Origin of the sequence: Mycobacterium sp. URHB0044 (genome assembly GCF_000620625.1) — a bacterium.
Taxonomy (GTDB): domain Bacteria; phylum Actinomycetota; class Actinomycetes; order Mycobacteriales; family Mycobacteriaceae; genus Mycobacterium.
On sequence record NZ_JIAW01000008.1, the window covers coordinates 143540 to 158656 of the forward strand.

Here is a 15117-nt window from a genome sequence, read left to right on the forward strand (position 1 = left end):
GTCTAAGTCTTTCGAAGGGATCAAGCAAGGTGCTGATGACTGCTGCAACGCGGGTGACGAAGTGAGCGGCGGGACGGCGGACACCGTCCTCGTGACCGGAGCGTTCGGTCAGGTGGGCCGGCGGTGTGCGGAAATCCTGCTGAGCAGGGGGCGCACCGTGGTCGCCTTGGACCTGCCCGGCGAGAACTCCGTCGCCATGGCGCGGGGCCTGGCCGAGTCCGGTCACCCCGGCAAACTCGTCCCCGCCTATGTCAACCTGCTCGACGCGGCGGCCCTCGGCGAGCTCGTCGCCGAGCACCGGCCCGCCGCGATCGTGCACCTCGCGGGAATCCTGGCGCCGGTGTCCTACCGCAACCCGTCCCTGGCCAGGAAGGTCAACGTCGACGGCACCCACAATCTGGTCGAGGCCGCCGCGGCGCTGCCCGAGCCGCCGCTGTTCGTCCAGGCGTCCAGTGCGTCGGTGTACGGCTCGCGCAACCCGTACCGCTACCCCGAACGCATCACCGCCGAGACGCCGGTCAACCCGATCGACCAATACGGCGAGGACAAGATGCTTGCCGAGGCGGTGATCCGCGACAGCGGTCTGCCCTACGCCGTGCTGCGGCTGGGCGGCGTGATCTCGCCGGACGCCGCGTCGACCATGAACGCCGACCATCTACTGCTCACCCGCGCCACACCCGGCGACAACCGGATGCACACCGTGGACGCCCGCGACGTCGCGCTCGCGTTCGCCAACGCCGTCGACCGCGGCGACGCCATCGACGGCAAGATCCTGCTGATCGGCGGCGACGACACGCATCTGCACACCCAGCGCGAGCTCGAGGACGACATGATGGCGGCCATCGGTCTCGGCAGGCTCGGCCCGTCTGCCAGCCTGCCCGGTGACCCCGACGACGACAGGGGCTGGGCATTCACCGGCTTCTTCGACACGACCGAATCCCAAGCGCTGCTGGACTTTCAGCAGCACGATTGGTCGCAGACCACGGCGTGGATGGCCGAGTCGCAGGGCGGCCGCGTCGCCGTGCTGCGGGTGTTGGGACCGGTGCTGCGCCCGCTGCTTCGAACGATCCTCGCGGTGCAGCGCCGGGTCGAGAAGCGGGGTCGCTACGCCGATCCGTGGACGCTGATCACGCAGAAGTACGGTACCGACGTGCTCGCCAGGACCGACGCCTGAACCGGAGTCCTCAGACGATCTTGTCGAAGCACTTCTCCTCGACGCGGCGCGTCATGCGCCAGCCATCGGGCGTACGGACGAATTCATCCAGATACCAGAGCCCGCAGAACATCACCTGTTGCTTCTCGCCGCCGAGGACCATCGGGTTGAAGCACAGCGTGCGGGATTTCGCGGTGTCGCCGGTGACGCGCACGTCGAAGTTTCCGAGCAGATGCGAGTACGCCGGAAAGTTCGGCAGCACGTCGGCCAGCCACGCCTTCACCTCGGGGAACGGCCCGTCGACGCCACCCATCGCGCGGTAGTCGATGTAGGCGTCGGGGGTGAACACGGCGTCGAGGTCGTCGAAGCGGCGCGTGTCGATTGCCGTCGAATAGGCCACCAGCAACTGCTGGATCTCGAGGCGGTCGGAGATCTCTTCCAGGCTCAGCACGAGTCGATTGAACACCCAGGGTGACGACGGTCACCCACCGGCCGGACGTCAGGCCTGGGGGCCCTCCGATGGTGGCCACTCCTCGCCGGGCGACACGTGGCCCGGCTCGGTGAAGTCGCCGCGTGTGAGCGGCACCCACTGCTCGGTCTGCGCCGGCTGCTCGGACGGGAAGTCGGCGAGCCGGCCCGACGGCTTGGAGTCCCACGACTCGAACGTCAACGGCGTCCGCAGCCAGCTCTGCAGCAGCAGATACGTGGCCTCCAGCGAGTCGATGTGGGTCCGCTCCCACCCGTGACTCCCGTCGAGCCCGAACGCCACGAGCGCGGCACGGGTGTTCGCGCCTGCCTCGATCGCGGCGGCGGCATCGGATCGGTAGTACCGGAAGATGTCTCGGGCGTGCTTGATGCCGAGCTCCTTGGCCAGCCTGCAGAGGTTGCGGGTCAGGTGATAGTCGAACGGGCCGTGCATGTCGGCCATCGGGATCGTGACGCCATCCTCGATGGAGAGCTGCCCGGGCGCGCATACGGCGTTGTCCACCGAGACCAGCTCGGCGACGTCCGGCGGCAGTCCGTGGCTGGCGCCGTGGCCCACCTCCTCGGTGATGGTGACCATGATCGTCGTGCGGTGGGGCAGAACGACTTTCTGCTCGACGACGTTCTTCGCCAGGGCCAGCGCGACCGCCACCCCCGCCTTGCCGTCGAGGTGGCGGGACACCACGAAACCGTCCGCGGTCAACTCCGGACTGGTGATGAGCGCGACGAAGTCACCGACGTTCAGCCCGAGCTGTTCCAGATCGGCCCGCGACGAGACGTTCCGGTCGACCCGGACCTCGACGTGGTCCCAGTCGGTGGGCTGGGTGTCGATCTCATCGCCGAAGGCGTGGCCACTGGCCATGAGCGGCATGACCGTTCCGGTGAAGAACTCGTCGGTGTCGTCGGGGAAGATCCGCACGCGGGCGCCCGCGGCGAACCGCGCCGAGAAGGTACCCACCGGTACGAGGGCGAGCCTGCCGTTGTCCTTGAGCTCGCGCACCATGCACCCGATGGTGTCCGCGTGCACCACCACCGCGCGGTCGGTGGTGGCCGAGTCGCCGGGTAGTTCCGCCGTCAGCGCGCCGCGCCGGGTCAGCATGAACGGCACGCCGAGGTCGTCGAGGATGCCGCCGATCAATTGCATCACCGCATCGGTCCGTCCCGAGGGACTCGGGGTCTGCAGCAGCGCCAGCAGCGTGTCGACCATCCAGCTGCGGTCGGCCTCGGGCATCCGCGGATGTGCCGTCGGGACGGGCAGCAGCGACACCGTCGGCTCAGACGACGCCGTTGATTCAGACACAATGCCTCCCTATGTGTGCGGCCTATGGCCGCAGGTTTGCGAAGTCGTCGACGCTACCCGCACTGCCCGACGGATGTCAGGCCTGCTCCACGGGGTCGGGCTGCCAGGCCCACGGCGTCGCGGCGGTGCGGGGGAACAAGAGGTCGACGAACGCCTGCGCCGTGGGCCGTGGCTCGTGATTCGCCAGACCCGGCCGCTCGTTGGCCTCGATGAAGACGTACTCCTCCCCCGACACCGACGGCACGATCAGGTCGATGCCGGTGACGGGGATGTTGATGGCGTCCGCCGCGTCGATCGCCACCTTCGCCAGCTTGGGGTTCAGGTCGTCGGTGACGTCGCGGATGGTGCCACCGGTGTGCAGATTGGCCGTGCGGCGGACGACGAGCCGCTCATTCGCGGGTAGCACGTCGTCCATGTCGAAGCCCGCCTCACGCACGGTGTCGTTTGTGACGTCGTCGAGCGGGATCTTGGATTCCCCCTGCGTCGCGGCGGCGCGGCGGCGGCTCTGCGCCTCGACGAGCTGGCGGACGGTGTGGCTGCCGCTGCCGACCACCTCCGCGGGGCGGCGGAGCGCGGCGGCGATCACCTTGCCGCCGATGACCACGATGCGCAGGTCCTCACCTTCGAATCGCTCCTCGAGCAGCACGTCGGGGCAGTGGTGTGCGGCGAAGTCGATGGCGCGGTCGAGGTCTTCGACCGTGGTCACCCCCACGGTGATGCCGGCACCCTGCTCACCGCGCGCGGGCTTCACCACCACTGAGCCGACCTTCTCCAGGAAGGCATGGTCCTCCTCGGTGAACGTTGCCGTCATGCCTTCCGGTACGCGAATGCCTGCTTCCGCGACGACCTTTCGTGCGACGCGCTTGTCGTCGCAGCGGCTCATCGCGATCGCGTTGGTCAGCTCGGACAGCGACTCGCGGGTGACCACGGTGGTGCCGCCGTGGGTGAGTTGCAGATAGCCGCCCTTGGCGTCGAGCACGTGCACGGCGATGCCGCGCAGGATGGCCTCGTCGGCGATGATCCTGGCGTACGGGTTGAGCTGGGCCAGCTCTTCCTCGTCCATCACCGGTGCGAACAGCCGCTCGTTGATGGCGTTCTTGCGCTTGATCCCGAGCACGGGGACGCGCTCGAAGCCCATCCGCTCGTAGAGCGCGATGGCGCCCTCGTTGTCGTGCAGCACCGAGAGGTCCATCTGGGAGCGGCCCCTTCGGATGAACTCCTCGATGAGTGAACGCACCAGCAGCCCACCGACTCCCGGCCGGGACAGCGTCGGGTCGACGGCCAGACACCACAGACTGGAGCCGTTCTCCGGGTCGCCGAAGAGCTGCGTGTGGTCGATTCCCGTAACGGTGCCGACCACGTCGCCGGTCTCGTCGTCGGTGGCAACCAGGTACACCATGTGCGGCTCGGACTGGCTGTTCTTCCACATCAGATCGACGTCCGCGGGAACCATGCGGCACTGCAGGTAGATCTGGTTGATCCCGGCGCAATCCTCGATCGAGGACACGGGGCGCACCGACAGTCCGGGAACCGGCTGCGGCCGGTACTTCTCGGGCTCGTCGAACTTCAGGCGGTAGGTGAAGCTCGGGTCGATGAAGAACTCCTGCGGATGCAGAGCGACGAAGACGTGCGGCGCGTCGAGATACATCCCGATGTCGCGGCGGCCGCTGGCCTCTGCACGCAGGGCCGTGCCGAATTCGTCTGCGTCGTCGAAGGTTTGGCCGAATACCAGCCGTCCCCAACCGAGATCCTGAACGACGCCCGTCGTCGAATCGCCGTTGCCGGCGTCGTGCGTAATGACTTCGCCGTGCGTCATGACTTCTTGACTCCGTCGACGTTGTGAGCGAGCCACAGCTCGAGCAGGCCGAGCTGCCAGAGCGGATTTCCCCGCAGCGGCGTGAGGTTCCCGTTCGGCTCGGCGAGCAGCGCGTCGACCGCCTCGGGGGCGAACAGGCCGCGGTCGCGCGCCGCATCGCTGTGCAGTGCGTCGGCGACGAGTTCCAGATACGGCCCGGCCAGGTGCTTCAGCGCGGGCACCGGGAAGTAGCCCTTCGGCCGGTCGATGACCTCGTGCGGGATCACCCGGCGGGCCGCTTCCTTCAAGACGCCCTTGCCATCTTGGGCGGTCTTCAACTCCGGCGGGCAGGTGGCTGCCAGCTCGACCAACTCGTGGTCGAGGAAGGGGACGCGACCCTCCAGACCCCAGGCCATCGTCATGTTGTCGACCCGCTTCACCGGATCGTCGACCAGCATGACGGTGGTGTCCAGCCGCAGCGCCCGGTCGGTGCCGGTGGCCGCGCCGGGATGCGAGAAGTGCCGCAGCACGAACTCCTCGGCGACATCGTCGTTCAGTTGCCATCGCGGTTGCAACAGGCGATTGCGCGCGTCGTGCTCGCGATCGAAGAACGCCTGCCGATAGCGGGCCAGCGCCCCATGCGGATCGTCGTCCGGCGCGTGTGCCATCGGCGGATACCAGTGGTAGCCGGCGAAGACCTCGTCGGCACCCTGCCCCGACTGCACGACCTTGACGTGCTTGCTGACCTCTTCGGACAGCAGGTAGAACGCCACGCAGTCGTGGCTCATCATCGGCTCGCTCATCGCACCGATGGCACCCGACAGCGAGGGCAGCATGCGGGCGGTGTCGATGCGGATCTGGTGATGATCGGTGTCGTAGTGGCGGGCGATGACGTCGGAGTACTTGAACTCGTCGCCCTCCTCCCCGCCTGCGGCCTCGAAGCCGATCGAGAAGGTCGCCAGGCCGTGCTGACCCGCTTCGGCGAGGAGCCCGACGATCAGGCTGGAGTCCAGGCCGCCGGACAGCAGGCAGCCCACTGGGACGTCCGAAACGAGGCGGCGCTCCACCGCGGTGCGAAGCGAGGCGAGGATGGCCTCTTCCCACTCGGGTTCGGACCAGTTGGCCCGCTCCGCGGACCGCTCGAACACCGGCTCCCAGTACGTTTCCTCGGTGCGCGTGCCGTCCGGCTCGATGCGCATGATCGTCCCCGGTGCGAGCTTGCGGACGCCACGCAGGATGGTGTGCGGAGCGGGCACGACGGAGTGGAAGCTCAGGTAGTGGTGCAGGGCGACGGGGTCGATGTCGGTGTCCACGCCGCCACTGGCCACCAGGGCCGGCAGCGAAGACGCGAATCGCAGGGTGCTGACGCCGCGCCCCTCGTAGACGTCGCACCAGTACAGCGGCTTGACGCCGAGCCTGTCCCTGGCGAGCACCACCCGGCCGGTCTCCACCTCCGTCACGGCGAAGGCGAACATCCCGTACAGGTGGTCGACCACCCGCTCGCCCCATTCGTGGTAGCCCTTCAGGATTACCTCGGTGTCACTGTGCGAGAAGAAGCGATACCCCTTCGCCAGCAACTGGCGGCGCAGCTCGGGATAGTTGTAGATGCAGCCGTTGAACGCGACGGTGAGGCCCAGTTCCGGGTCGTGCATGGGCTGGTGCCCGTGGCTGGACAGGTCGATGATCGCCAGCCGGCGGTGGCCCAGGGCAACTCCCCCGCGAGCCCAGACACCGCTGCCATCCGGGCCGCGCGACATCAGGCTGTTCGTCATCGCCTCGACGGCTGCCAGGTCAGCCGGACGCCCTGTTGCGATTTCCCCGGCGATGCCACACATGGTGTTCGACCCCTTCGACGGTCTACGCGCCCTACGTTACCGACGAGATGCGAAGCGCCCAACGGCGCACGATGGCGTCGCTCACGCCGCGTGTGTAACCCAAAATTCACGCTTCTCAAACCCCGACGTGGCGCAGACCACTTCGTGCGAGGGAGGTAACGGCGTCCACTCCAGGCGGGGCAAGTACCCTCGGCGACCATGGTCAGGCTCGTCGCCGCTCTCGCGGTATGCCTCATGGCACTTCTCTCCGGCTCGCCATCCCCCGTCGCGACGGCCGACACGGACGTGCAACCGGCCAGCTCGAGCCAGATTCCGGAGGGTCCCGCGCCGGCATGGATCGTCGCCGACATGGACACCGGTCAGATCCTTGCCGGTCGTGACGAGTACGCCCGGCATGCACCGGCCAGCACCATCAAGACGCTGCTCGCGCTCGTCGTCCTCGACGAACTTCCGCTGGACGCCACCGTCGTCGCCGACGAGAGCGACGCGAAGGTGGAATGCAACTGCGCCGGGGTCAAGGCCGGTCGTTCGTACACCGCCGCGGAGCTGCTGGACGGGCTGCTCCTCGTCTCGGGCAACGACGCGGCCAATACCCTCGCGCACATGCTGGGCGGCAAGGACGTTGCCGTCGCGAAGATGAACGCCAAGGCCGCCGCAATCGGGGCCACGGACACGCTCGCCGGGTCGCCGTCGGGGCTGAACGGACCCGGAATCGACGGGTACACCACCGCGCACGATCTGGCGGTCATCTTCCGCGCGGCGCTTGCCAACCCGGTGTTCGCACGGGTCACGTCGTCACCGACGGCGCCGTTCCCCGGCGACGCCGGGCCGGTCACGCTGATCAACCAGGACGAGATGCTGGGCCGTTACCCGGGCATGCTCGGCGGCAAGACGGGGTTCACCGACGTCGCCCGCAAGACGTTCGTGGGCGCCGCGCAACGCGACGGTCGCCGGTTGGTGGTCGCCATGATGTACGGGCTGGTCGCCGACGGCGGCCCCACCTACTGGGATCAGGCATCGAGCCTGCTGGACTGGGGGTTCGCGCAGAACCGGTCGGCAAGCATCGGCACGTTGTAGCCGTAGCGAGAGTTGCCGATTCGGAACGCATCCGAGACCTGATCGCGCGCTGATCGAGGCAGGCCGACCGTACGCTCGACCTTCGTGCGAAGACTCTTGGCGGTCATGGCGTTCGTCGTCGTGGCCGCAGTGGCCGCGTTGACCGCGGGCGGCGTCCCACCAGTGGCACGGGCCCAGCCCGGCGTGGAACCAGCTGGGGCGCAGTCACTTTCGGACGGTCCTGCGCAGGCCTGGCTGGTCGCCGATCTCGATACCGGTGCGGTGCTGGCCGCCAAGGATCCGAACGGCTCATATGCGCCGGCGAGCACCATCAAACCGCTGCTGGCGATGGTGGTTCTGGACAATCTGCGGCCCGACAACTTCGCGCGGGCCAACAAGTCGCACACCGAGGTCGAGTGCTCGTGCGTGGGGCTGACGCCGGGTCAGCCGTACACCACCACCCAGCTGCTCGCGGCGCTGCTGATGGTGTCGGGCAACGATGCCGCCAACATGCTCGCCGACATGCTCGGCGGCCAAGCCGTTGCCGTCGCGAGGATGAACGCGAAGGCCGCCCAACTCGGCGCGCGCAGCACCAAGGCGTCGTCGCCGTCGGGGCTGGACGGGCCCGGCTGGGAGACCGTCACCACGCCCCACGATCTCGCCGTGATCTACCGCCAGGCCCTGAAGTATCCGTTGATCGCCCAGATCTTCTCGTCGCAGTCGGCGTCGTTTCCCGGCAAGACGCTCACCGCCCAAAACGAATTGCTGACCCGCTATCCCGGCGACTTCGCGGGCAAGACCGGGTTCACCAACCTGGCGAAGAACACGTATGTCGGTGCGGCGCAACGCAATGGCAGACGACTCGTCGTCGTGCAGATGTTCGGCACCGGTGATCTCTACGGCCAGGCGATCGAACTGTTCGACTGGGGCTTCAGCCAGTAGCGCTCGTCGGCCACTCCGCGAAGGCGCGAACCGGGAACGTCCCGAATCCCTCGACGGCCGGCGGGGCGGCCGTGAAACGCGTTCCCCGCGGGGGCAATTCGCCGAGGTTCGTCAGGTGCTCGACGACGTGCACGCCCGCACCGAGGAGCAGGGTGTGCGCGGGTCGCTCACCGCCGGACTCCGTGTCGTCGATGTTGACCGAGTCGATGCCGACCAAGGCGGCGCCCGCCTCGATGAGGTGCGCGGCGCCTTCAGCGGTCAGGAATGGCGCACCCCTCCCGTAGGCGGCCGTGCCGAAGTGACGGTCCCATCCCGTGTGCAGCAGTACGGCCGCTCCGCGCACATCCCGGTCGGCGATGGTCTCCGCACGGATGCCACGCCGCTGCGCATCCCAGGCGTCTTCGAGGTGGAACACCTCGGCGCGAAGACCCACCAACGTCGACAGGTCGAGTCCGGCCAGGTCGGGTCCGTCGGCGTAGCGGTGAAACGGTGAATCCAGGTAGGTCCCGGTGTTGCCGATCATCGTGATGACGTCCATCGCGAATTCGGTTCCCGGGGCGTACTTTTCGCGGGAGTCCGCACGCGTCAGATGCGGTGTGATGACAGGGGCCGGCAGCCCGGGATAGGTGACCAGACCCGCGCGGATGGGATGACTGAGGTCGACGACGCGCGTGGCCGAGGGCGTCGGCGCAACCTGAATCCCACGGCTTCCGCGGTGCGGTTCCTCGACGATCCGCAACGCCCGAAGTTCGATCGTGTCGACGAGGGCCAACCCGAGGTGCTCGACCAGCAGCCGGCCGATCGACGCCTCGTCGATGTCGGCCGACGGCAGGTCGAGCCGAAAGCCCGTGCCGGTCAGGTCGCCGCCGTTGGCGAAACGAATGTCGAAGTCGAAGTGAGCGCGGTGGTCCGGCATGTCAGCGAAACACCCTTCCACGCAGGATGACGAGCTCCGGATGGTTGAGCACGTCGGCGCCACCCCGAGGGTCCTCGGCATAACAGACGAGATCGGCCGGAGCGCCGTGCTCGAGGGCGGGCCTGCCCAACCACGCGCGGGCATCCCAGCACGCCGCCCCCAGCGCGTCGGTCGGGCTCATGCCGACCGTCTTGAGCGCCTCGACTTCATCGGCGATCCTCCCGTGGGCGATCGTGCTGCCCGCATCGGTGCCCGCGTAGATCGGCACGCCCGCCTCGCGTGCGGCATCCACCCGACTCGAGCACGATGTGTAGAGGTCGCGCATGTGCTTGGCGTAGGTCGGAAACTTGGCCGCAGCGTCGGCGATCCCTGGGAAGTTCTCGATGTTGATCAAGGTGGGCACCAGTGCGGTGCCATGGTCGAGCATCATCGCGACGATGTCGTCGGTGATGCCGGTGCCGTGCTCGATGCAGTCGATGCCGGCGCCGATCAGCCCCGGCAGCGCGTCCTCACCGAACACGTGCGCGGTGACGCGGGCGCCGTTGGCGTGCGCGGCGTCGATCGCCTGTTTGAGGGTCGCGTCGGACCACAACGGGGCCAGGTCACCGGTGTCGCGGTCGATCCAGTCGCCGACCAGCTTGACCCAGCCGTCGCCCCAGCGGGCCTGCTCGGCGACGGCGTCGGGCAACTGTGACTCGTCCTCCAGCTCAAGGGCGAACCCACGCTGGTAGCGCTTCGGCCGGGCCAGATGCCGACCGTGGCGGATGATGCGCGGCAGGTCGTCGCGGTCGTCGAGGCTGCGGGTGTCGGTCGGCGAGCCTGCGTCGCGCAGCAGCAACGCGCCGACGCCGCGCTCGGTTTCGGCCTGCGCGATCGCCTCGTCGAGTTCGATCGCGCCGTGCTCCCCGAGGCCGACGTGGCAGTGCGCGTCGACGAGGCCCGGCAGGATCCAGCCGCCATACCCACCGGCACCGAACACCGTCTCGGCGTCGGCGACGGGTTCGGCGCTCAACGCACCATCGACAACCCACCACTCGACCGGCTCCCCGTCGGGCAAGCCGCGCCCTCTGACATGCAGACGCACGTCCGGGTTAGTTCTTGCCAGGGAACTTCAGCTTGGACAGGTCGAAGTCGGCCAGGCCCGGCGGCAGTTCGTCGAGACCCTTCGGCATGTTCGACAGGTCGGGGAAGCCTGCGGGAAGCCCACCGACGCCCAACGGATTCTGCGCCTTCGGCGGCGTCGGCCCCCGGTTGCCCTTCTTCTTCCCCGCTTGCTTGTTCTTGCCCTTCGCAGCCTTGCGGCTTCCGCCCTTGCGGCCGAACGGCATTCCCATCTGTCCGGCCATCTGCGACATCATCTTGCGAGCCTCGAAGAATCGGTCGACGAGCTGGTTGACCTCCGAGACCGTGACGCCGGACCCGTTGGCGATGCGCATCCGCCGGGAGGCGTTGATGATCTTCGGATCGGCTCGCTCCGCAGGCGTCATGCCGCGGATGATGGCCTGCACCCGGTCGAGCTGGCTGTCATCGACTGCGGCGAGCGCATCCTTCATCTGGCCCGCGCCGGGCAGCATGCCCAGCAGGTTGCCGATCGGGCCCATCTTGCGGATGGCCAGCATCTGCTCGAGGAAGTCCTCGAGGGTCAGCTCACCGCTGCCGATCTTGGCGGCCGCGGCTTCGGCCTGTTCGGCGTCGAAGTGCTGCTCGGCCTGCTCGATGAGGCTGAGCACGTCGCCCATGCCGAGGATCCGGCTGGCCATGCGGTCGGGGTGGAAGACGTCGAAGTCTTCGAGCTTCTCGCCCGTCGACGCGAAGAGAATGGGGACGCCCGTGACCTCACGCACCGACAGCGCAGCGCCACCGCGGGCGTCACCGTCGAGCTTGGTCAGCACGACGCCGGTGAAGCCGACGCCCTCGCGGAACGCCTCGGCCGTGTTGACGGCGTCCTGGCCGATCATGGCGTCGAGGACGAAGATCACTTCGTCGGGATCGACCGCCGAACGGATCGCGGCGGCCTGGCTCATCAGCTCATCGTCGATGCCCAAACGGCCCGCGGTGTCGACGATGACGACGTCGTAGTGCTTGGCCCTGGCTTCGGCAAGGCCCGCGGCGGCGACCGCGACGGGATCGCCGGGGGCAGCGAGGTGCGAACCTTCACTCGCCACGCCGGGGTGCGGCGCGAACACCGCGACGCCCGCCCGTTCACCGACGATCTGCAGCTGGTTGACCGCACCGGGACGTTGCAGGTCGCAGGCGACCAGCAGTGGCGTATGACCTTGCCCGCGAAGCCAATTCGCGAGCTTTCCGGCGAGCGTCGTCTTACCGGAACCCTGCAGGCCCGCCAGCATGATGACCGTCGGCGGGGTCTTGGCGAACGCCAGCTGACGGGTCTCGCCACCCAGGATGCCGACGAGCTCGTCGTTGACGATCTTGACGACCTGCTGCGCCGGGTTCAGCGCACCGGACACCTCCGCGCCCCGCGAACGCTCCTTGATGCGGGCGACGAACTCGCGCACCACCGGCAGCGAGACGTCGGCCTCCAACAGAGCCAGCCGGATCTCACGGGTGGTCGCGTCGATGTCGGCGTCGGTCAGTCGCCCCTTGCCCCGGAGGCCCGAGAGGGCTCCGGTCAACCGGTCGGACAGGGATTCAAACACCTGACAAGCCTAACGTGACGGGATCGCATCCCCCGAAGGAGAGGATCAGCTGGCCTTTAGCTGGCTTCAGACACCGGCTTGGCCGGCGGCGGCGCGGGCAGCACCGCGTACATGTCGCGCTCGAGTTCCTGACGGGCGGCCGCGCTGTCCGCCGCGTCGCCCGCGGTCAGCGCGGGCACCACGATGCCGAACACGTCGATGACCGACGAGCCCAGGGTGGTGACCTTCGCCCAGACGATGTCGAGGCCGTCGCGCTCGATGACCGCCGACAGTCGCGCCAACAGCCCGGTGCGGTCGGCACTGCGGATCTGCAGGACGTACTCCCCTGGCGAGGTGCCGTCGAACCAGAGGATGCGCGGCGGTGGAGCAGCCTGATTGACGGGTACCGCGGCGAGGATCTCACCGGCTCGGGCACTGTTCGTCGCGGCCGCTTCCCGGTCCCGGCGCTCGAGGGATCCGATCACGTCGAGTTCGCCGTCGAGCGCGAGGATGAACTGCTGGCGCAGCAGTTCGGCGGCGGGCGGAGCACCGAAGTGCGGTGACACCACGAACGTGTTGATCGCCACGCCGTCGTGGCTGTTGACCGACGCGGAGTGCACGCGCAGTGAGTTCAACGCCAGCACGCCGGCAGCCTTGGACAGCAGCCCGCGGCGGTCCGGGGCGATCATCGTGACGTTGTAGATGTGCGCATCGGCCGGGGTGAGGTCGACGTGCACACCTCCCTGTTCTGCGAGCGCCACGTAGTGCGGCTCGATCGGATCGGGATGCGGAAGCGGCTCGCCCGCCATCACCAGCCGGCAACGCCGCACCAGGTCGCCGATCAGCGAGGCCTTCCAGTCGCCCCACACGCCGGGTCCGGTTGCCAGCGAATCGGCCTCGGCCAGGGCATTCAGCAACTCCAGCAGCACCGAGTCGCCGCCGAGTGCGTCGACAACGGCTGCGATGGTCTTCGGGTCCTGCAGATCGCGCCTCGTCGCGGTGTCGGGCAACAGCAGGTGATAGCGCACGATCTTGGACAGCACCTCGATGTCCGACGGCCACAAACCGAGCCGGGTGCCGATCTGGGTGGCCAGGTCGGCGCCGATGACGCTGTGGTCTCCCCCACGTCCCTTGCCGATGTCGTGCACCAGCGCCCCGAGTACCAGCAGATCGGGGCGCGACACCCGGGTGGTGAATGCACTTGCCCGCGACACGGTCTCGACCAGGTGGCGGTCCACCGTCCAGATGTGCACGACGTCGCGGGGCGGCAGGTCGCGTACCGCGCCCCATTCGGGAAACAGCCTGCCCCACAAGCCGGTCCGGTCCAGCGCCTCGATGGTCGCCACCGTCGCGGGCCCTGCCGCCAGCATCACGAGCAGGTCCTTGAGGGCCTGCCGGGGCCACGGCGTCCTCAGCTCAGGGGCCGCCTCGGACAACCGGCTGAGCGTGGACGCGGCCATCGGCAGTCCGGTCGTGGCCGACGCCGCCGCGACGCGCAGGATGAGGCCAGGGTCGCGCTCGGGCCGCGCGTCGCGGGCCAGGATGACCTCTCCGCCGAACTCGATCACTCCCTCGTCCAGCGGCCTGCGGACCGGACGGCGCAACGCGGCGAAACCGCGCTTGGGCAACGCGTTCGCCGCCGTGCGCACGCCGGCGTCGACGTAGTAACTGATGGTGCGGGCGGCGTCGCTGAGCATGCGCGCCAGGTCGAATCGATCACCGATGCGCAGCGCCGCGCCGATCTCGTCGGCGTACTGCGCCTGGAGCATCTCACGCCCCCTGCCCGAGGTCCGGTGCAGTTCGGTACGCACGTTGAGAAGGGCGAGGTGTGCGTCGCCGAGCGTGCCTGTTGGTGATGCCAGCGAGCGGCTCGGGTACACGTCGGCGAGTTGCGCGATGGCCAGCGCATTGAGCAGCTGGACGTCGCGGAGTCCACCCCGTCCGTTCTTCAGGTCGGGTTCGGCGCGGTGCGCGATCTGCCCGCTGCGCTGCCACCGCGCCTGGGTGTGCTCGATGAGTTCCTCGAAGCGCGAGGCGATGCCGGTGCGCCACTGCCTGCGCGCTCCGCCGATCAGGAGTGCGGACAGGTCGCCGTCACCGGCGATGTGGCGGGCGTCGAGCATGGCCAGTCCCGCCGAGATGTCCTCACCGGCGACCTGCAGAGCCTCGGGCACCGTCCGCACGCTGTGATCGAGGTGAATGTTGGCGTCCCACAACGGGTACCAGAGCAGTTCGGCGACCTGCGTGACGACGTCGTGCGGCATGTTGTCGTGCACCAGGGTCAGATCGAGATCGGAGTACGGCAGCAGCTCGCCGCGCCCGAGCCCACCGGTCGCGACGATGGCGAACCCACTTGTCGGCGTGATGCCGATCTCGGTGGCCTTGGTGGTGAGCCAGAAGTCGTGCAGGTCGAGCAGGGCATCACGCAGCGCCGCCGAGTCGAGCTGCTTGGAGCCACCGTTGAGCAGTTGGGCGGCCGCCTTGGTCAGATCATTGGCTGGGCGCGACGAACCCGCCGCCGGCGCCTCCCAACGAGAGGCCCCGGCGGCGGGATCTGGTGTCTGCTTTGCCATCTGGTCTGGTTCCTCCCGGCTTTGGGTTGATTCTCACTCATTGCACGGCCGGGAGACGGGCCTCAGATGCTCACTTCACCGATGCATCAGATGGCGTCGGTCCCCCGCTCACCGGTGCGCACCCGCACGACGGTGTCAACGGGACTGACCCACACCTTGCCGTCACCGATCTTGCCGGTCCGTGCCGCTTGGACGATGACGTCGACCACCTTGTCGACGGCCGAATCGTCCACAAGGACCTCGACCCGCACCTTGGGCACGAAGTCGACGGAGTACTCCGCACCGCGGTACACCTCGGTGTGGCCCTTCTGGCGTCCGTAGCCCTGCACCTCACTGACGGTCATCCCCAGGATGCCCGTCTGCTCGAGACCCGTCTTGACGTCTTCGAGCGTGAACGGCTTGACGATCGCAGTAATCAGCTTCATGGT

Annotated in this window: 12 protein-coding genes; 3 read left to right on the forward strand and 9 right to left on the reverse strand. The window is 68.3% G+C overall.

Translation table 11 applies throughout. From position 1 onward, the window contains the following. Nucleotides 1–61 precede the first annotated feature (61 nt). Complete coding sequence (locus N536_RS0118270; RefSeq protein ID WP_029114922.1) at nucleotides 62–1174, forward strand: NAD(P)-dependent oxidoreductase; 1113 nt, start codon at nucleotides 62–64, stop codon at nucleotides 1172–1174. Nucleotides 1175–1184: 10 nt separating this feature from the next. Here the strand turns inward: N536_RS0118270 and N536_RS0118275 are convergent, their stop codons facing one another. From N536_RS0118275 to N536_RS0118290, 4 genes are all read right to left on the reverse strand, one after another. Next, entirely contained in the window at nucleotides 1185–1604 is a 420-nt protein-coding gene (locus N536_RS0118275) for a nuclear transport factor 2 family protein (RefSeq protein WP_029114923.1), read from the reverse strand. Nucleotides 1605–1652: 48 nt separating this feature from the next. Beyond that, complete coding sequence (locus tag N536_RS0118280; protein ID WP_036436931.1) at nucleotides 1653–2867, reverse strand: osmoprotectant NAGGN system M42 family peptidase; 1215 nt, start codon at nucleotides 2865–2867, stop codon at nucleotides 1653–1655. Between the two features lie 145 nt (nucleotides 2868–3012). Next, nucleotides 3013–4752, reverse strand: a complete 1740-nt coding sequence (ngg, locus tag N536_RS38835) for an N-acetylglutaminylglutamine synthetase (RefSeq protein ID WP_051574597.1) — start codon at nucleotides 4750–4752, stop codon at nucleotides 3013–3015. Further along, complete coding sequence (locus N536_RS0118290) at nucleotides 4749–6566, reverse strand: N-acetylglutaminylglutamine amidotransferase (protein WP_029114925.1); 1818 nt, start codon at nucleotides 6564–6566, stop codon at nucleotides 4749–4751. Before N536_RS0118290 ends, ngg begins: the two co-directional genes overlap by 4 nt. A gap of 198 nt (nucleotides 6567–6764) precedes the next feature. Between N536_RS0118290 and N536_RS0118295 the strand changes: the two genes are divergently transcribed. Next, the gene (locus N536_RS0118295) at nucleotides 6765–7643 is read left to right on the forward strand and encodes a D-alanyl-D-alanine carboxypeptidase family protein (RefSeq protein ID WP_029114926.1); all 879 of its coding nucleotides are present in this window, start codon (nucleotides 6765–6767) and stop codon (nucleotides 7641–7643) included. A gap of 84 nt (nucleotides 7644–7727) precedes the next feature. Further along, complete coding sequence (locus tag N536_RS0118300; protein ID WP_029114927.1) at nucleotides 7728–8564, forward strand: D-alanyl-D-alanine carboxypeptidase family protein; 837 nt, start codon at nucleotides 7728–7730, stop codon at nucleotides 8562–8564. Here N536_RS0118300 and N536_RS38840 read toward each other — a convergent pair. The 5 genes from N536_RS38840 to N536_RS0118325 form a co-directional block, all read right to left on the reverse strand. Further along, nucleotides 8554–9480 (reverse strand): cyclase family protein, encoded by a 927-nt coding sequence (locus N536_RS38840; RefSeq protein WP_036436851.1) that lies wholly within the window; start codon nucleotides 9478–9480, stop codon nucleotides 8554–8556. The genes N536_RS0118300 and N536_RS38840 overlap by 11 nt on opposite strands. 1 nt (nucleotide 9481) lies before the next feature. Then, complete coding sequence (locus N536_RS0118310) at nucleotides 9482–10585, reverse strand: amidohydrolase family protein (RefSeq protein WP_197040176.1); 1104 nt, start codon at nucleotides 10583–10585, stop codon at nucleotides 9482–9484. Continuing rightward, nucleotides 10572–12137, reverse strand: a complete 1566-nt coding sequence (ffh, locus tag N536_RS0118315; RefSeq protein ID WP_029114930.1) for a signal recognition particle protein — start codon at nucleotides 12135–12137, stop codon at nucleotides 10572–10574. The genes N536_RS0118310 and ffh overlap by 14 nt, the downstream gene beginning before the upstream one ends. A gap of 56 nt (nucleotides 12138–12193) precedes the next feature. Beyond that, nucleotides 12194–14689 carry a [protein-PII] uridylyltransferase gene (locus N536_RS0118320; RefSeq protein ID WP_029114931.1) on the reverse strand — a complete coding sequence of 832 codons (2496 nt, stop codon included), beginning with the start codon at nucleotides 14687–14689 and terminating at the stop codon, nucleotides 12194–12196. A gap of 86 nt (nucleotides 14690–14775) precedes the next feature. After that, nucleotides 14776–15114: a P-II family nitrogen regulator gene (locus N536_RS0118325; protein WP_029114932.1), complete on the reverse strand. Its 339-nt coding sequence runs from the start codon at nucleotides 15112–15114 to the stop codon at nucleotides 14776–14778. Between the last annotated feature and the right edge of the window lie 3 nt (nucleotides 15115–15117).